Annotated in this window: 13 protein-coding genes and 1 pseudogene; 7 read left to right on the top strand and 7 right to left on the bottom strand. The window is 67.4% G+C overall.

Annotated features, from left to right (window positions below; translation table 11 throughout):
- Nucleotides 1–194 precede the first annotated feature (194 nt).
- Nucleotides 195–563 carry a hypothetical protein gene (locus tag ACLP9N_RS11050; RefSeq protein WP_442407448.1) on the bottom strand — a complete coding sequence of 123 codons (369 nt, stop codon included), beginning with the start codon at nucleotides 561–563 and terminating at the stop codon, nucleotides 195–197.
- A 187-nt stretch (nucleotides 564–750) separates the two neighbouring features.
- On the opposite strand from ACLP9N_RS11050, the gene rbpA reads away from it, so the two are divergent.
- Nucleotides 751–1,086, top strand: coding sequence for an RNA polymerase-binding protein RbpA (gene rbpA, locus ACLP9N_RS11045; RefSeq protein ID WP_424075126.1), 336 nt, complete (start codon nucleotides 751–753; stop codon nucleotides 1,084–1,086).
- Here rbpA and lnt read toward each other — a convergent pair.
- The 3 genes and pseudogenes from lnt to ACLP9N_RS11030 all read right to left on the bottom strand — a co-directional run bounded on the left by lnt (nucleotide 1,064) and on the right by ACLP9N_RS11030 (nucleotide 5,926).
- Nucleotides 1,064–3,783: pseudogene (gene lnt, locus ACLP9N_RS11040) on the bottom strand (apolipoprotein N-acyltransferase). The gene rbpA and the pseudogene lnt sit on opposite strands and share 23 nt — an antisense overlap.
- The gene (locus tag ACLP9N_RS11035; protein ID WP_442407447.1) at nucleotides 3,776–5,401 is read right to left on the bottom strand and encodes an amidohydrolase; all 1,626 of its coding nucleotides are present in this window, start codon (nucleotides 5,399–5,401) and stop codon (nucleotides 3,776–3,778) included. Before ACLP9N_RS11035 ends, lnt begins: the two are co-directional and overlap by 8 nt.
- 9 nt (nucleotides 5,402–5,410) lie before the next feature.
- Entirely contained in the window at nucleotides 5,411–5,926 is a 516-nt protein-coding gene (locus ACLP9N_RS11030; protein WP_442407446.1) for an FxsA family protein, read from the bottom strand.
- Nucleotides 5,927–5,999: 73 nt separating this feature from the next.
- Between ACLP9N_RS11030 and ACLP9N_RS11025 the strand changes: the two genes are divergently transcribed.
- Nucleotides 6,000–6,707, top strand: coding sequence for a dienelactone hydrolase family protein (locus ACLP9N_RS11025; RefSeq protein ID WP_442407445.1), 708 nt, complete (start codon nucleotides 6,000–6,002; stop codon nucleotides 6,705–6,707).
- 47 nt (nucleotides 6,708–6,754) lie between these two features.
- The gene (locus ACLP9N_RS11020) at nucleotides 6,755–6,961 is read left to right on the top strand and encodes a hypothetical protein (RefSeq protein ID WP_442407444.1); all 207 of its coding nucleotides are present in this window, start codon (nucleotides 6,755–6,757) and stop codon (nucleotides 6,959–6,961) included.
- Here the strand turns inward: ACLP9N_RS11020 and ACLP9N_RS11015 are convergent.
- A complete protein-coding gene (locus ACLP9N_RS11015; RefSeq protein ID WP_442407443.1) occupies nucleotides 6,949–7,812 on the bottom strand; it encodes a type 1 glutamine amidotransferase domain-containing protein in 864 nt (287 codons plus the stop codon). The genes ACLP9N_RS11020 and ACLP9N_RS11015 overlap by 13 nt on opposite strands.
- 27 nt (nucleotides 7,813–7,839) lie before the next feature.
- The gene (locus tag ACLP9N_RS11010; protein ID WP_442407442.1) at nucleotides 7,840–8,235 is read right to left on the bottom strand and encodes a PPOX class F420-dependent oxidoreductase; all 396 of its coding nucleotides are present in this window, start codon (nucleotides 8,233–8,235) and stop codon (nucleotides 7,840–7,842) included.
- Between the two features lie 107 nt (nucleotides 8,236–8,342).
- Here ACLP9N_RS11010 and ACLP9N_RS11005 point away from each other — a divergent pair, with 107 nt between their 5' ends.
- From ACLP9N_RS11005 to ACLP9N_RS10990, 4 genes are read left to right on the top strand one after another with little or no spacing between them, the layout of a single operon-like run.
- Nucleotides 8,343–9,578: a DUF1214 domain-containing protein gene (locus tag ACLP9N_RS11005; RefSeq protein ID WP_442407441.1), complete on the top strand. Its 1,236-nt coding sequence runs from the start codon at nucleotides 8,343–8,345 to the stop codon at nucleotides 9,576–9,578.
- Nucleotides 9,575–10,720, top strand: a complete 1,146-nt coding sequence (locus tag ACLP9N_RS11000) for a sulfotransferase family protein (protein WP_442407440.1) — start codon at nucleotides 9,575–9,577, stop codon at nucleotides 10,718–10,720. Before ACLP9N_RS11005 ends, ACLP9N_RS11000 begins: the two co-directional genes overlap by 4 nt.
- Before the next feature lie 4 nt (nucleotides 10,721–10,724).
- Nucleotides 10,725–11,336, top strand: a complete 612-nt coding sequence (locus ACLP9N_RS10995; RefSeq protein ID WP_442407439.1) for a TetR/AcrR family transcriptional regulator — start codon at nucleotides 10,725–10,727, stop codon at nucleotides 11,334–11,336.
- Between the two features lie 24 nt (nucleotides 11,337–11,360).
- Nucleotides 11,361–12,164 carry an SDR family NAD(P)-dependent oxidoreductase gene (locus ACLP9N_RS10990; RefSeq protein ID WP_442407438.1) on the top strand — a complete coding sequence of 268 codons (804 nt, stop codon included), beginning with the start codon at nucleotides 11,361–11,363 and terminating at the stop codon, nucleotides 12,162–12,164.
- An 86-nt stretch (nucleotides 12,165–12,250) separates the two neighbouring features.
- On the opposite strand, the gene cobN is transcribed toward ACLP9N_RS10990, so the two are convergent.
- Nucleotides 12,251–15,844 (bottom strand): cobaltochelatase subunit CobN, encoded by a 3,594-nt coding sequence (cobN, locus tag ACLP9N_RS10985; RefSeq protein ID WP_442407437.1) that lies wholly within the window; start codon nucleotides 15,842–15,844, stop codon nucleotides 12,251–12,253.
- Between the last annotated feature and the right edge of the window lie 6 nt (nucleotides 15,845–15,850).

Below are 15,850 nucleotides of genomic sequence, written 5' to 3'. Positions count from 1 at the left end.
GCCCAAGAATGTCGCTGGTGAGTATGGCCAACTCCGGCAGGATTTCAAAACGTCCGATACTCCCCGCTGTTATAAGAGGAACGGCGTCGCTGCGAGCTTCGCCGACAAGCATGTGACGCCGCGCGCGGAGGTGTTCGGTGCTTTCTTTCCAACTGACCCGCCGTCCATGGCGCGACTGTACCTGAACGCCGCGGTCAGACCCCCACTCGTCGCCAGCCGTCGGCGGCCCTGGCCGCCCGAATCAGCGCATCACACAGTTCGCGCAGCTCGGTGGCCCCGGCGCCCTCGTCGAGCGCGGTCGCGACGTCCTCGGCGGCGCATCGCACCTGGTAGACGCGATCCGACAGGTCGGCCGCGTCGTCCGCCGACAGCACAACCGCATCGACGGGCAGCGCGGGCACGCCTCCGGCCTCGCCCCGGGTGATCATGGCCCGCTGCTCGTAGGCCCGTTGGCGACACGACTGCCGGCAGTACTGGCGGCGGCGGCCCATCCCGACCTCGGTGACGTCCCTGCCACACCAGCGGCACGGCTGGGGCCCTGCGCCCCGTCTACCCAGAGTCATGCTTGCCGACTTTAGCCCGCGTGAGTCATTTCGAGCCCGCGACACCGCGTATGCTTGATGGTCGCGCCGCATGCACCGCGCGCCGGTCCGGGGAACTAGACAGCCCGTCGTAACGTTTGCCAACCGGAAAAGTATTGCCATTACGGGAGAGCCCGAGAGCTCACAGGCCACATAAGGAGTAGCGCTTATGGCTGATCGCGTCCTCAGAGGCAGTCGCCTCGGAGCCGTGAGCTACGAGACTGACCGCAACCATGACCTGGCGCCGCGCCAGATAGCGCGGTACCGCACCGACAACGGCGAGGAGTTCGAGGTCCCCTTCGCCGACGACGCCGATATCCCCGGCACCTGGCAGTGCCGCAACGGCATGGAGGGCACCCTGATCGAGGGTGATCTGCCAGAACCCAAGAAGGTCAAGCCGCCCCGTACGCACTGGGACATGCTGCTGGAGCGCCGTAGCGTCGAAGAACTCGAAGAGCTGCTCAAGGAGCGCCTCGACATCATCAGGTCACGCCGCCGCGGTTGACGCGCAACCCACCCGCCCGGACCGGTTATGCCCGGTCGTGGGTGTGTGTGCTTCCGGTGCGAGCGAATCGCCCCTCGATGCCCCAGCGGGTGACCTTGGCCAACGCTTCGCGGATGTTGGATCCGCTCATCTTGGACACGCCGAGTTCGCGCTCGGTGAAGGTGATGGGCACTTCGGCGACGACGAACCCATTGCGCACCGTGCGGTTCGTCAGGTCGATCTGGAAGCAGTAGCCCTTGGAGTCCACTCCGTCGAGATCGATCACCTCGAGCACTTCGCGGCGGTAGGCGCGGTAGCCGGCGGTGATGTCGTGGACGCTGACGCCGAGCGACAGCCGTGCGTAGGTGTTCGCCGTCCAGGACAGCGCCCAGCGCCGCCAGGGCCAGTTCCGCACCGTTCCGCCGTCGACGTAGCGCGAACCGATGGCCAGGTCGGCTCCGGCGTCGACAGCCTCCAGCAGCCGGTGCAGCTGCTCGGGCGCGTGGCTGCCGTCCGCGTCCATCTCGACCAGCACCGAGTACTGCCGGCTCAAACCCCAGGCGAAGCCTTCCAGGTAGGCCGCGCCCAGCCCGTTCTTGACGGTGCGGTGCAACACGTGCGTGCGACCGGGGTCGGCGGCTGCCAGTTCGTCAGCGAGTTGGCCGGTGCCATCCGGGCTGTTGTCGTCCACGATGAGCACGTGCACCTCGGGGCACGCGGTCTTGAGCCGCCCATGGATCAGCGGCAGGTTCTCCCGCTCATTGAAGGTCGGGATGATCACCAGGACGCGCTGGCTGGGACGATTCCCCGGGATCGGGGGCGCCGGCTGGCCGGTGGTCATGTAGCTCCTCTGTCGTCGCCCGTGTAACGGGAAATAACGTCGTCGCCGCCCGCTTCGGGAGGGGTGTCGGGCGCAACCTCTGAGTCCGAAGATTCGCCCGGGGCGCTAGACCGCCGGCGATTCGGACGCAAGGACCCCCTATTCTGCCAAATTCCGATGAAAATAACCGCTCCAGCCGTCCCGACCAGCATCCATTGCATGATCGGACCCCAGCGGGTTGCCGGCGTGAGCGTCGTCTTGAGGCGGACCGGGCTGTCCAGGTAGTCGGGCTGGAAGAACTCCGTGCGGGCCAACTCGCCGCCGTCCGGCGCGATGACAGCACTGATCCCGGTGGTGCCGGCAACCAGGACGTATCGGTCGTGTTCGACGGCCCGTACCTTGGCGAACGCGAGCTGTTGCTCGCTCATGGCCCGGTTGAACGTGGCGTTGTTGCTGGGCACGGCCAGCAATTGGGCGCCGTTGAGGACCGCCTTGCGGGGCTCGCGATCGAAGATCACCTCCCAGCAGGTGGCCACCCCGACCGGTACTCCGGCGATGTGCACGACGTCGCTACTTGTGCGGGGCACGAAGTGGCCGGCGCGGTCGGCGTACCCGGAGAGATGCTTGAAAAGCCAGGGCATCGGCAGGTACTCGCCGAACGGCTGCACGATTTCCTTATCGTGGCGGTCGGCCGGTCCGGTGACCGGATTCCAGACGATCACGGTGTTGGTGTATTCGGGAGTTTCTTGCATGCGGCCGCCGGCATCGAGCACGGTGCCGACCAGGATCGGCGCGCCGATTGCCTGCGCCGCCGCCTGGATCTCCTGCCCGGCGTCGACATTGAGCAGCGGATCGATATCCGACGAGTCCTCGGGCCAGAGCACGAATTGAGGTTGTGGGGCGCTGCCCGCGCGCACGTCCTCGGCCAGCCGCATCGTCTCGCGAACATGGTTGTCCAGCACCGCTCGGCGTTGCGCGTTGAATTGCAGCCCAAGCCGGGGCACATTGCCCTGCACCACCGCGACCGTGACCGCCGGTTCACCACCCGACGCGGTACCCGCGTGGCGCACCTGCGGCCAGACGACCACCGCGGTGAGCAACACCAGACAGATGCAGACACCGGGCAGCACCACGGCGGGCGGATCCGCGGCACGCGTCTGGCCGGTCGTCCGCAGCCACCTCACAATCTCCAGGGCGATTGCGGTCAGGCTCGATCCCACCAACACGATCGCCGCGGAGAGCACAGCAACCCCGCCGAGCTGGACCAGCGGCAGCAAGGGGCCATTGGTTTGACCGAACGCCACCGACCCCCAGGGAAATCCGCCAAACGGAAAAACCGCCCTCAACCACTCCTGCGCCGCCCAGACCACCGCAAACCAGATCGGCCAGCCGGGCAGCCGCCGCACCACGATCGCGAACAGGCCAAACAGAGCGGGAAACAGCGCCGACACCGTCGCGAGCGCGAACCAGGGCATGGCGCCCACCAGCATGCTGATCCATGGCAGCAGCGCCAGGTAGAACACCAGACCGAACAGGAATCCGTAGCCCAGGCCGCCCAGCAGCGTGGTGGCCGAGCGGGTCAGCACCCACGCCAGCAGCGCGAAGGCGACCACGGCGCCCCACCACCAGTTCCTGGGCGGGAAGCTGGCCAAGAACAGCCAGCCGGCCACGACGGTGACCACCAACCGCGGCAGACGCGGCACCAGCCACGCCCGGACGGCGGGCAGCCGCGCTACCACCGCCCCAACCGCCCCAGCCGCCCCCGTCAGCGCTTTGCGTGCCCAGTTCGGCGCCGCCGGCGCGTCGCTGGGCTCCGACTCCGGCTCGGCGTCTGCTTCGTCGACAGTGGCGTCAGGCCCACTCGGCTCCACCGGCGGATCGGACGAATCACTAGCCATGGATGACGGCACCCCGATGCACGGTTTGTCGGCAGCGCGGCGCGGTGTCGGTCGGGTGCATTCGCGGTAATGCGGGAACCCGGGACCGCGGGTCGGTGGACCAGCGCTGGACGGCGTCGCGCGGTGCGGTGACGTCGAGGGGCCCGGCTTCCCACACGGCGTAGGAGGCCGGCGCGCCGGGCACCAAGGTTCCGGTTGCGCCGTCGCGGACACCGGCTGCCCGCCAGCCACCGCGGGTCGCGGCAGCGAAGGCCGCCCGCGCCGAAATCGCGCTGCCCGGGGTGTGGTGATTGACCGCCGCGCGCACGCTCCCCCAGGGATCGAGCCCCGTCACCGGGGCGTCCGAACCTAGCGCGAGGGGCACGCCTTGGGATGCTAACAGCGCAAAGGGGTTGAGTTCACTGCCTCGCGCCGCGCCGAGCCGACGGGCGTACATGCCGTCGCCGCCGCCCCAGAGTGCATCGAAATTGGGCTGCACGCTGGCAATGACGCCCCACGCGCCCAGCTTTGCGGCTTGATCGGCGCTCACCATCTCCACGTGCTCCAGGCGGTGCCCGCACCGGGCGACGGCAACCGCCCCGAGGTCCGCGACGATTCGTTCGAAGGCACCGACCACCGCCGAGACCGCTGCATCGCCGATGACGTGGAAACCCGCGGTCACCTCCGCCTTGGTACAGGCCCGCAGATGCGCTTCGATGGCGTCAGGCTCGAGGTAGCAGGTGCCGGTGCGGTCCGGAGCGTCGGTGTAGGGCTCGTGCAGCCAAGCGGTGCGTGAGCCGAGCGCCCCGTCGACGAACAGATCACCGGCCAGCCCGCGGGCTCCGGTCTTTTCCATCAGCGCGCGGGCCTGTGCGGGTGTCGTCACCGCCTCACCCCAGTAGCCGATCACTTCGACACCGTGGACACCGTGGTTCATGGCGCGCAGCTGCAGCCAATCGTCCAACCCGCCGATCTCGGGGCCGGCGCATTCGTGCACCGCGACGATCCCGGACGCGGCGGCGGCCCGCAGCGCCGCGGCCCGGGCTTCGGCCAGCTGCTCGGCCGTCAGCAGGTCACGGGCAACCGCCCGGACCAGATGGTGAGCATCGCCGGCCAGCGGCTGCTCGGCGGCGATACCGGCCTCGAAACCAGCCTCAGCCGGCAACTCCGGGACCAGCCGTCGCAGCCCGGTCGAGGCCAGCGCGGAATGGACGTCGACGCGAGCCAGGTAGGCGGGCCGGTCGCCGAGCACCGCATCCAGGTCGGCCGTGCTCGGCGCGGCGTTCTCCGGCCAGCCGGACTCATCCCAGCCGTGTCCCCACACCGGCTGACCCGGGTGGGCGCCGGCGTAGTCGGCGACCATCTGAACGCAGTGCGCGCGCGACGTGGCCGGCCGCAGGTCCAGGCCGCTGACCGTGAGGCCGGTCGCGCTCAGGTGGATGTGGCTGTCCACGAATCCCGGCGCCACGAAGCCGCCGTCGAGATCCACCACGTCGGCGTCCGGGAACTGGCTGCGGCCGACGTCATCGCTGCCGAGCCACGCGATGACGCCGTCGCGCACCGCCATAGCGGTGGCGTCGGGGTGGGTGGGGCTGTGCACCCGGCCGTTCACCAGCAGCGTCGTGCGAATCTGCGTCACACCGCAAAACTACGTGCGCCGCACTGAAGGCCCCTGACCAATCGGGCCAATCGGGCCCTGCGGCAAGATCGGCGGCTCGGAGTCGATCACATCGATCACTTCGCCGTCGATGAAGTCGCGGCGGTCGGCGCTTGCAGCGGCCGTGTCGGTACTCAGCGGCACCTGCCACTGGAACCGGCGCATCGCGATGGCGGCCAATCCGGGGCGGGCGGCCGCCCGTATCGGCGGCACCAGCAGCAACAGCCCCAGAACGGTTGTGGCCAGCCCCGGAACGAGGATCAGGCCACTGGCCAGAGCAACCACCGCGCCATCGCTCAGCGCAACGCGCGGTTCCTTCAGACCCGATCGCAACTGGGCGACTTGACTGCTGAGCTGCCAGCCGGCTAGCGGCGCCCACAGGACTAACCCGAGTACGAAGGTGGCCAACAGCACCAACAAGGTCCAGCCGACGCCGATCGTCGCCGCAAGCCCGACGAGCACAACGAGCTCGACGACAGCGTAGGAGAGTAACAACCGCCGCATCATGTGACGCCAACGTCTGTGGACTAAGCCGAAGTTCCTATTTCGGTGCACATCGCGACTGCAGTTAGATAACGCTATGACCACGATTGAGATCGACACCCCCGACGGACCGATCGATGCGCTGCTCAGCATTCCCCCAGGGAAAGGCCCGTGGCCGGGCGTGGTGGTGATCCACGACGCGATCGGCTACGAGCCAGACAAGGAGTCGATCAACGACCACATCGCCCGGGCCGGCTATGTCGCGTTGACGCCGAACATGTTCGCGCGGGGCGGCCGGGCCCGCTGCGTCATGCGAGTCATGCGTGAGCTGCTGACCAAACGGGGCCGCGCCCTTGACGACATTCTGGCTGCGCGCGATCACCTGCTGGGGATGCGGGAATGCTCCGGGCGGGTCGGCATCGCAGGCTTCTGCATGGGCGGTGGGTTCGCGCTCGTCATGTCGCCCAAAGGTTTTGGCGCCTCGGCACCGTTCTACGGCACGCCGCTGCCCCGCAATCTCAGCGAGACGCTGGACGGGGCATGCCCGATCGTGGCGAGCTTCGGCGGCCGCGACCCGCTAGGTGTCGGCGCGCCCAAGAAATTGCGCGAAGTGACGACGAGCAAACACATCACCGCCGATATCAAGTCCTACCCCGGCGCGGGGCACGGCTTCGCGAACAAACTCCCCGCCCAGCCCCTGATTCGCATCGCGGGGTTCGGCTACAACCAAACCGCGACCGAAGACGCGTGGAGCCGCGTCTTCACGTTCTTTGGCGAGCACCTGCGGGCGGACGCAACGACATAGGCTCTAACTGGTGCTAGCCAAGCACCGCACACATTGGCCGCGCATCGGTGCCGTTCCCTATCGGTATCGGTTACGTCAAGGCCATAAATGCTGGTGCCCAGGGTGGTTCACTCGACCGGGCGGACTGGGCCAAAGGCCTGGGCGGCGCGGTCGGCAGCGCCGTGTTCGGGGTGGCGGTTCCCAACATGGTGATGCGGGATCGAAACAGCCCGTACGCGTTCACGGCGAAACAGATGGGCCCCTACGACGTCTGAGCCAACTTCTCGGACAAGACCGTCGCAAAGGTGTGGGTGTCACCCGGCCAGCGCGCCGACACATAGGTGCCGTCGTCGACGACGAACGCCGGCCGCGAGTCGCTCGCCGTGTCGCGTACCATGCCGGAGGTCTTGCGCCGCCACCGCGGCGACCCGCGGGCGACGTCACAGAAATCCGCTGAATCTCGAAGCGCACGAGTGACTTCCGACTGCACCGACATGTACCCACCGGGCTGGCCGGGTTCCTCGGTGTAGGTGCGGTAGTAGTTGGGATCCCAGAAGCGGGTGACGCGGGTGAGGCGCCAGGCGGTGCGCTCCAGCGCCCACGTCAGCGCGGTGGTCTTGCGTCCGTAGAGCACCGAGCGACCGGTGGCGGGATCAACGCTGCGGGCCGCAAGCAGCACGCCGTGACAGATCGCGGCCACGATCATCCCGCGGGCGAAGGCGTCGACGACGAGCCGTTGCAGGATCTCGCTGTCGATGAAGCTGCGCATTCCGCGGGCGCGGTGGCCGCCGGGCAGCAGCAACGCATCAATACCGTCGAGGCTTGCCTGAGGCCAGCTCACCGGATGCTGAAACTCATTCGAGGCCAACATGTTCCGGTATGCTTCGCGACCGTCCCTATTCGCCCGCAGCGCCAGCCCAATCAGCGGAATGGCGCCCAATACCGGTAGCCCGGACCAGATGTCCAGGCCCCGGCCGCTGACCATGATGTCGTCGGCAACCCCGGGCGTGCCGCTTTCGGTGGCGAAGACGACGCGGTGACCGTTGCGGGTCAGGACGCGCCAGCTGACCGCGACCTCCGTCGGGTCGAAATCACGATCCGGGATCGGGATCAGCACGGTACTCACCTGCGGCAGCTCAGCGGGTCGCCACCATCAGGCCGGGGCCACTCTGAGCTCGAGGCCGACGTTGTTTTCCATGCCGCCGCGCAGCTTGCTGAAGAAGTTGAATACCTTGCCCACGCTGCCGTACCGCTTGCCGATCGCGTCGTAGACGGCACCCGTCTGCGACCCGTCCAGCACGGCCGCGGTGCCCTCAACGGCCTCGCTCGTCGGACGCCCACCCATGGTGCAGGTGGCCATCGTCACGCGGGGCGTGTTGCGGATCCGCTTGACCTTCCACGAGCCTCCCCCGGTGATCACCAGCAGCCGGTCCCCGCGCTCTGTGTCCAAGGCGGCCCAGATCGGAGTGGGCTTGGGCCGGCCGTCCTTGGTGAACGTGGTCAGCAGGATGTATTGCGCCTTGGCAAGGTCGGCGAACGAGGGTGTCACGGTGCCAACCTACCTCGCTGGGCGTTGACATTCCCGATTCTTAAGTGAAAATATTGTTTTCACTTAAGGGCACCGTGCTTTGAAACGCCGACGGAAGCGGGGAAAACGTGAGCGACCCGAAGCCGCTGGCATGGTTGCCGTTCTCGATCGCCGAGGCGGCCTTAGATGCCGGGTCGGGTGAACCCGACGACGTCAGCCACGGCCCGCTGTCGGCATGGTCGCATTTGTTGGATCGGCTGCGCCAAGCCGCGCAGGTGGTGGAATCCGACCCGGCGAATCGAAATCGGGCCGATCTCGCCGCGGGCATGCGGCACCTGCTCGTGCTGCTCGCTGCGGGTATCGACGAGTTGTTGCGGTTCGACCCAGATCCGATCCTGTCTGTCGCCGCCACCAGTACTGACGACGCCGTGACCTGGGGAATGGAGTGCCCCGACTGCATCTACACCCGCGCCGTGCTGCGCGGCGGCCAGAGTTACCGACTGTTCGGCAACCGCGGCACCGCGCGGTACGTCGGGCTACAGACGATGAACGGCATCGCGGCAACCGGGAACGCACTGGTCGACGAACTCGAGGTCGACGCCAACGGAAACTTCGAGGTGGTGCTGTCGACCGATCAGCAAGCCGGAAATTGGATGCGTATCGAGGGCGACCATCCCACGCTGACGGTGCGGCACTTCTTCTACGACTGCGACACCGAGGTGGCGTCGTCGCTGCGCATCGAGCGGCTCGGCGACGCGGTGCTGCCCGAGGGACGTCCGGTCGACCCGGAGGTGGCGGTGTCGCGGCAGCTGGTCGCTCTCGGCGACTTCGTCCACGACAACCTGGCGTTCTTTCTGCAGTTCGGCGCCGCGGCACCGACGAACGGCTTCCTGCCGCCGATCGATCGCCGCGACATCGGTGCCGCCGCAGAAAACCGGCCGGTGATCGGCCGCTGGGAGCTGCGTGCGGACGAGGCGCTCATCGTCGAAGTCGAACCACCCGAGGGCATTTACTGGAGCTTCTCGATCGGCAATCCGTGGTGGGAGACCATTCACTACGGGCGCCACCAATCCAGCCTGAACGCGCATCAGGCTGTCGTCGATTCCGATGGCCTGGTGCGCGTGGTGCTGTGTGCCCGCGACCCGGGGGTCGCGAATTGGCTCGACACCGCCGGCTACAGCAACGGGCCGATCATCCTGCGCTGCGTACGCACCACAACCGCGCCCACGCCGTCGACGCGGGTGGTGGCGTTCGACGACATTCATGCGGAATTGCCCTGGGACACCACAACGGTCACCCCAGAAGAGCGGAAATCCATCCTCGCGGCACGCCGCCGCGCCGTGCGGGAAAGGTTCGGACAATGACGTTCGATGCCAACGAGCTGGAAGAAGGCGCTTGCGCTGCAACGGGTCTTGAGGACTTCGGCTCGCCGTATTATCGCGAGGGACTCGAACGCATCGTGGAAGCGCTCAACACCGAGGCGGACCTCAACGACGTGGGCCGCGTCATTCAGCACGCGACCATCAGCAACGCCCTGATTCAACGCCTCAAGATCGAGGACACCTACCGCCGGCACCCCAAGATCGACGACCAGGAGGTCGGCGGCCCGGTCTTCGTGATCGGCTTGCCCCGCACCGGCACCACGGCCCTGAGCCAACTGGTCGCCGCCGATCCCCAGTTCCGGTCCCTGCGGACGTGGGAATCCCAGGCGCCCACACCTCCGCCGGAGGCCACCACCCAACACAGCGACCCGCGGATCGCGCAGGCCGAGGCCGGCCTGAAAATGCTCGACGACATGTTCCCGCTGATGAAGACGATGCACAACTCCGAGGCCACCGCCCCGACCGAATGCCAGGACCTGATGGGCATGAGTTTCCGGACCTTCCACTTCGACGGCGCCGTTCGGGCGCCCGCCTATCTTGCTTGGGTGATGCACTGCGACATGCGCGAGACCTACACCTTTCACCGGCGAGTACTCAAGCTGTTGCAATGGCATTGCCCACCGGTGCTGTGGCACCTCAAGACGCCCGTGCACATGTTCGCACTCGACGCGCTCGTCGAGGCCTATCCCAACGCCAAATTCCTATGGAATCATCGCGATCCGGCCAAGGTGATGGGCTCGGTGTGCAGCCTGATCCAGTACGTGCGCAGCTGGAGCAGCGACCGCAACGACGCCAAGGAACTCGGCGCCGAGCAACTCGACAGCTGGGTCGAAGCTGTCCGGCGTGCAATGGATTTCCGCAGCCGGATGGGCGACGACCGATTCACGGACGTCTCGTTCGCCGATTTGCAAACCGACCCGATACGCACCCTGCAAACCAGTTATGAATCCCTGGGTTTGACCTTCACCGATGCCACCCTGCATTCGGTCACGCAGTGGGCCCAGGGGCACAAACCCGGCTCCCGGGGTACTCACGAATATCACCTGGCCGACTACGGCCTGACACCCGAAGGCGTTCGCGAGCGGTTCGCAGACTACCTCGCCACCTACGACGCAACAGCCTGACGCCGTGAGTGCTCCTCGCACGCGGCGACGCGACAAGCTGAGTCCCGACCCCACCGTGCGCCGCGAGATCCTTGCCGCCGCGTCAACAACGCTGCGGGAGCACGGGGTTCGCGGACTCAGCCTCGCCACCGTCCTGGAACGAGCCAACCTGAGCACACGCGCGTTCTACCGTCACTTCGACTCCAAGGAAGAACTCGTCGCCGCGGTCTTCCTGGAGACCGCGCGCGTCGAGAAGCGGCGGTTACGACGCCGAATGGCTACTGCCACAACGGAGATCGAGGCGGTGACGGCCTGGATCGACGGCCGCCTGGACTTGGCGTTCGACGACAGCATCGGATCCGATTTGCGCCGTCTGTCGCTGGAAGCTCAATCGCAGTCCCCAGGTCTGGTTCAGCCCGCCTACGCGGAGATGCTCACGCCGCTGCGCGACGCGCTTCAGCGCGGTCTGCGGGCCGGGGTGTTCCACCACATCGACCCGGTGACCGACGCCCAGTTCATCCACGGCGTGGTGTGGGCGGGCATCAACCAGCACTGGGCGACGGGCGATTGCGACCGCGATGACCTTCGCGAACGCATTCTGCGTTTCTGTCTGCGCGGGCTGGGTGTGGCTCTGTAGAGAACTGATCAAAGGAGACTAGCGATGGATCTGGGTTTCGGTGGATCGACAGCCGTGGTCACGGGCGGCAGCAAGGGAATGGGGCTGGCCGTTGCCCAAACCCTGGCGGCCGAAGGAGCCAGCGTGGCGGTGATGGCCAGAGGCTCCGAAGCTCTCGATGCCGCCGTGGCGGCGCTGCGCGAGGCCGGCGCGCCGGACGCCGTGGGAATCAGCGTCGACATGACTGATGCGCGGTCCATCGCCGATGGATTCGCCGCGCTCGCCGAGCGTTGGGGTCGACTTAATTGCCTGGTCCACACGACCGGGCCGGGCGACGGCTATTTCGAGCAGATGGACGATGCGGGGTGGGACAATACGTTCGCGCTCGGCACGATGTCGGGGGTGCGAGCGATCCGCGCCTCGTTGCCGCTGCTGCGCTCGGCGGAATGGGCCCGCATCGTGACCTTCTCTGCACACTCGATTCAGCGGCAGAACCCGCGGATCGTCGCATATACGGCATCGAAGGCGGCCTTGGCCAGCATCACCAAGAACTTGTCCAAAAGCCTTGCCGCCGATGGCATCCTGGTGAATTGCGTCTGCCCCGGAACCATCGTGACTGCCAGCTTTACCGAAAACCTCAAAGACATCCTCGCCGCCGACGGCCTGGACGCCACTAACCCCGTCGACGTTATGACCTGGATTGACAACAACTTTCACCAGCCCTGCGACCTCGGCCGTGCCGGACTGCCCGAAGAGGTCGCCTCCCTCACCGCCTACTTGGCGTCGCGGCGAAACGGCTACGTCACCGGAGCCACGATCAACGTGGACGGCGGCTCGGATTTCGTTTAGCGCCCGGTTTCTGCGCGAACGTGACGCTGCAGTCACGCTCGGGCTCGAAAGTGACTGCAACGTCACGCTCGGCGAGCAATGGCCGACTAGCCCTCAAGGTCGCCTTCGGTTTCCAGCAGCGCCTGCCGCAACCCGTCGAGGGTGTCCGGTTGCGGATCGACCCACATGCCGCGGCCGGCGGCCTCCAAGAGCCGTTCGGCCATGCCGTGCAGCGCCCACGGGTTGGACTCGGCCATGAACTTTCGGTTCTCCGGGTCCAAAACGTAACGCTCGGTGAGTTGTTCGTACATCCAATCGGCCATCACCCCGGCGGTGGCGTCGTAACCGAACAGATAGTCGACGGTTGCTGCCATCTCGAATGCACCCTTGTAGCCGTGCCGGCGCATCGCGGCCATCCAGCGGGGATTGACCACTCGGGCGCGGAACACCCGGGTGGTCTCCTCGGACAGCGTGCGGGTGCGGATCGCGTCGGGTCTGGTGTTGTCGCCGATGTAGGCCACAGGTGCCTGGCCGGTCAGTGCCCGCACCGTGGCCACCATGCCGCCGTGATATTGGAAGTAGTCGTCGGAGTCGGCGATGTCGTGCTCGCGAGTGTCGGTGTTCTTGGCGGCCACCGCGATGCGCCGGTACTGCCGGTTCATATCGTCGACCGCCTCGCGGCCGTCGAGGCCGCGCCCATAGGCGAATCCGCCCCAGGCGGTGTATACCTGCGCGAGGTCGGCGTCGTCGCGCCAGTTGCGGCTGTCGATCAGCTGCAACAGCCCGGCCCCGTAGGTGCCCGGCTTGGAGCCGAAAATTCTTGTGGTGGAGCGCCTTGCGTCGCCGTGCTGGGCCAGATCGGCCTGCGCGTGCGCGCGCACGTAGTTCTCGACGGCGGGCTCGTCGAGGTCGGCGACGAGCCGGACCGCGTCGTCGAGCATGGTCACGACGTGCGGGAAGGCGTCGCGGAAAAACCCGGAGATCCGCACCGTCACGTCGATCCGTGGCCGCCCCAGCTCGGCCAGCGGGATCGGCGTCAGGCCGACGACTCGCCGAGACGCGTCGTCCCAGACCGGCCGAACCCCTAGCAGTGCAAGCACTTCGGCGATGTCGTCGCCGGCGGTGCGCATCGCTGACGTGCCCCAGACCGACAGGCCAACCGACTGCGGCCACTGCCCGTGGTCGTTGCGGTAGCGCTGCAGCAGTGAGTCCGCCAGTGCCACACCGGCTTCCCACGCCAGCCGCGATGGTATCGCCTTGGGGTCGACGGAGTAGAAGTTGCGACCGGTGGGCAGCACGTTGACCAGGCCGCGCAGTGGGGACCCGGAAGGGCCGGCCGGGATGAAATGGCCATCCAAGGCTTTCAATACCTGCTCGATTTCGGATGCCGTGCCGGCAAGCCGCGGCACGACCTCGGTGGCCGCGAACCGCAACACCGCTGCGACGTCGGCGTTGTCGGTGAGCCGGTCGGCGGCGTCCGGATCCCAGCCGGTGGCCTGCAGCGCCGCGACCAGGTGCCGGGCGGCCGCCTCGGCCTGGTCCACCGAGGACCGCTCGTCGCTGCCGTCCTCGGCCAAACCAAGCGCCTGCCGCAGGCCGGGGAGGACGTGCTCGCCGCCGAACAGCTGGCGGGCCCGCAGGATGGCCAGCACCAGGTCGAGTTCGGCCCCCCCCGTTGGCTTTTGGCCAAGGATGTGCAGGCCGTCGCGGATCTGGACATCCTTGATCTCGCACAACCAGCCGTCGATGTGCAAGATCATGTCATCGAACGAGTCCTCTTCCGGCCGCTCGGTCAGTCCCAGGTCGTGGTCCATCTTGGCGGCCCGGATCAGCGTCCAGATCTGCTGGCGGATGGCGGGCAGCTTGCCGGGATCCAGCGCGGCGACGTTGGCGTGCTCGTCGAGCAGCTGCTCCAAACGCGCTATGTCACCATAGGTTTCAGCGCGCGCCATCGGCGGGATCAGGTGGTCGACGAGAACCGCGTGTGCCCGCCGCTTGGCCTGGGTGCCCTCCCCGGGGTCGTTGACCAGGAATGGGTAGATCAGCGGCAGGTTGGCCAGCGCGGCGTCGGATCCGCAGGCCGCCGACATGCCCAGCGTCTTGCCCGGCAGCCATTCCAGGTTGCCGTGCTTGCCCAGGTGCACCACGGCGTGCGCTCCGAATCCAACATCCAGCCAGCGATAGGCGGCCAGGTAGTGGTGGCTGGGCGGTAGGTCCGGGTCGTGGTAGATGGCCACCGGGTTGTCGCCGAAGCCGCGAGGCGGCTGGACCATCAGAACCAGGTTGCCGGCTTGCATTGCGGCGATGACGATCTCGCCGTCGGGATCGTGGCTGCGGTCGACGAACAGCTCTCCCGGGGGCGGCCCCCAGTGCTGCTGCACGGCCGCCGTGAGCTCGTCGGGCAGGGTGGCAAACCAATCGCGGTAATCCTTGGCGGACGCCCGAATGGGGTTGCCGGCCAGTTGGCCGTCGGTGAGCCAGTCGGGGTCTTGTCCGCCGCGTTCGATCAGGGCGTGAATCAAGGCTGTACCATCCGAGCCGTCGGCGTTCTCGACACCGGGAACCTCGCCCACCTGATACCCGTGATCGCGCATGGCTCGCAGCAGCGCGACGGCGCTGGCCGGGGTGTCCAGGCCGACCGCGTTGCCGATCCGGGCGTGCTTGGTGGGATACGCCGAGAACACCAGGGCCACCCGTTTGTCGGCGGGAGCGACATGCCGCAGCTGCGCGTGCCGGACCGCCAGACCGGCGACCCGCGCGCAGCGCTCCGCGTCGGCGACATACGAGATCAACCCGTCGTCGTCAATCTCTTTGAACGAGAACGGAACTGTGATGATCCGGCCGTCGAATTCGGGCACGGCGACCTGACTGGCCACATCGAGCGGGGACAGGCCGTCATCGTTGTCACGCCACTGGCTGCGCGGGCTGGTCAGGCACAAACCCTGCAGGATCGGGATGTCCAGGGCCGCCAGGTGTTCGACGTTCCAGCTGTCGTCATCGCCGCCGGCGGAGACCGTGGCGGGCTTGAGTCCCCCGGCGGCCAGCACGGTGACCACCATCGCGTCGGCGTCGCCGAGTCGTTGCAGCAGTCCGGGTTCGGCGGTGCGCAACGATGCGCAGTAGACGGGCAGCGGCCGCGCGCCCGCATCCTCGATCGCCCGGCACAGCGACTCGACGTAGGCGGTGTTGCCGGCCAAGTGCTGTGCGCGGTAGTAGAGCACCGCGATCGTCGGGCCGGTTGTGCCGGCGTCCGGCCGCTCCAGCTGACCCCAGGTGGGGGTCACCACGGGCGGAGTGAACCCGAAGCCGGTCATCAGCAGGGTGTCGGTCAAGAAGGCATGCAATTGGCGCAGGTTGTCCACGCCCCCGTGAGCCAGGTAGATGTGGGCTTGCACCGCGATGCCGGCCGCGACCGTGGACAGGCCGGTCAACTCCGCGTCGGCCGCCTGCTCGCCACTGACCAGCACGGTCGGGATACCGCGGGCGATCACCGTGTCGATGCCGCTTTGCCAGGCGCGGTAGCCGCCGAGGATCCGGACCACCACGATTGCCGCATTCTCCAATAGCGAGGCCAGCAGGTCGGGCAGCTCGGCTTCGGACAGCCGCGACGGGTTGGCCCACCGATAGTTCTTGCCGCTGGATCGGGCGCTGATCAGGTCGGTGTCGGACGTCGACAGCAGCAGGACGGTTGGCTCGGCCACCCATCA

Source organism: Mycobacterium sp. (assembly GCF_052144515.1).
GTDB lineage: Bacteria > Actinomycetota > Actinomycetes > Mycobacteriales > Mycobacteriaceae > Mycobacterium.
This window is presented reverse-complemented; position numbering and strand designations above follow the sequence as displayed.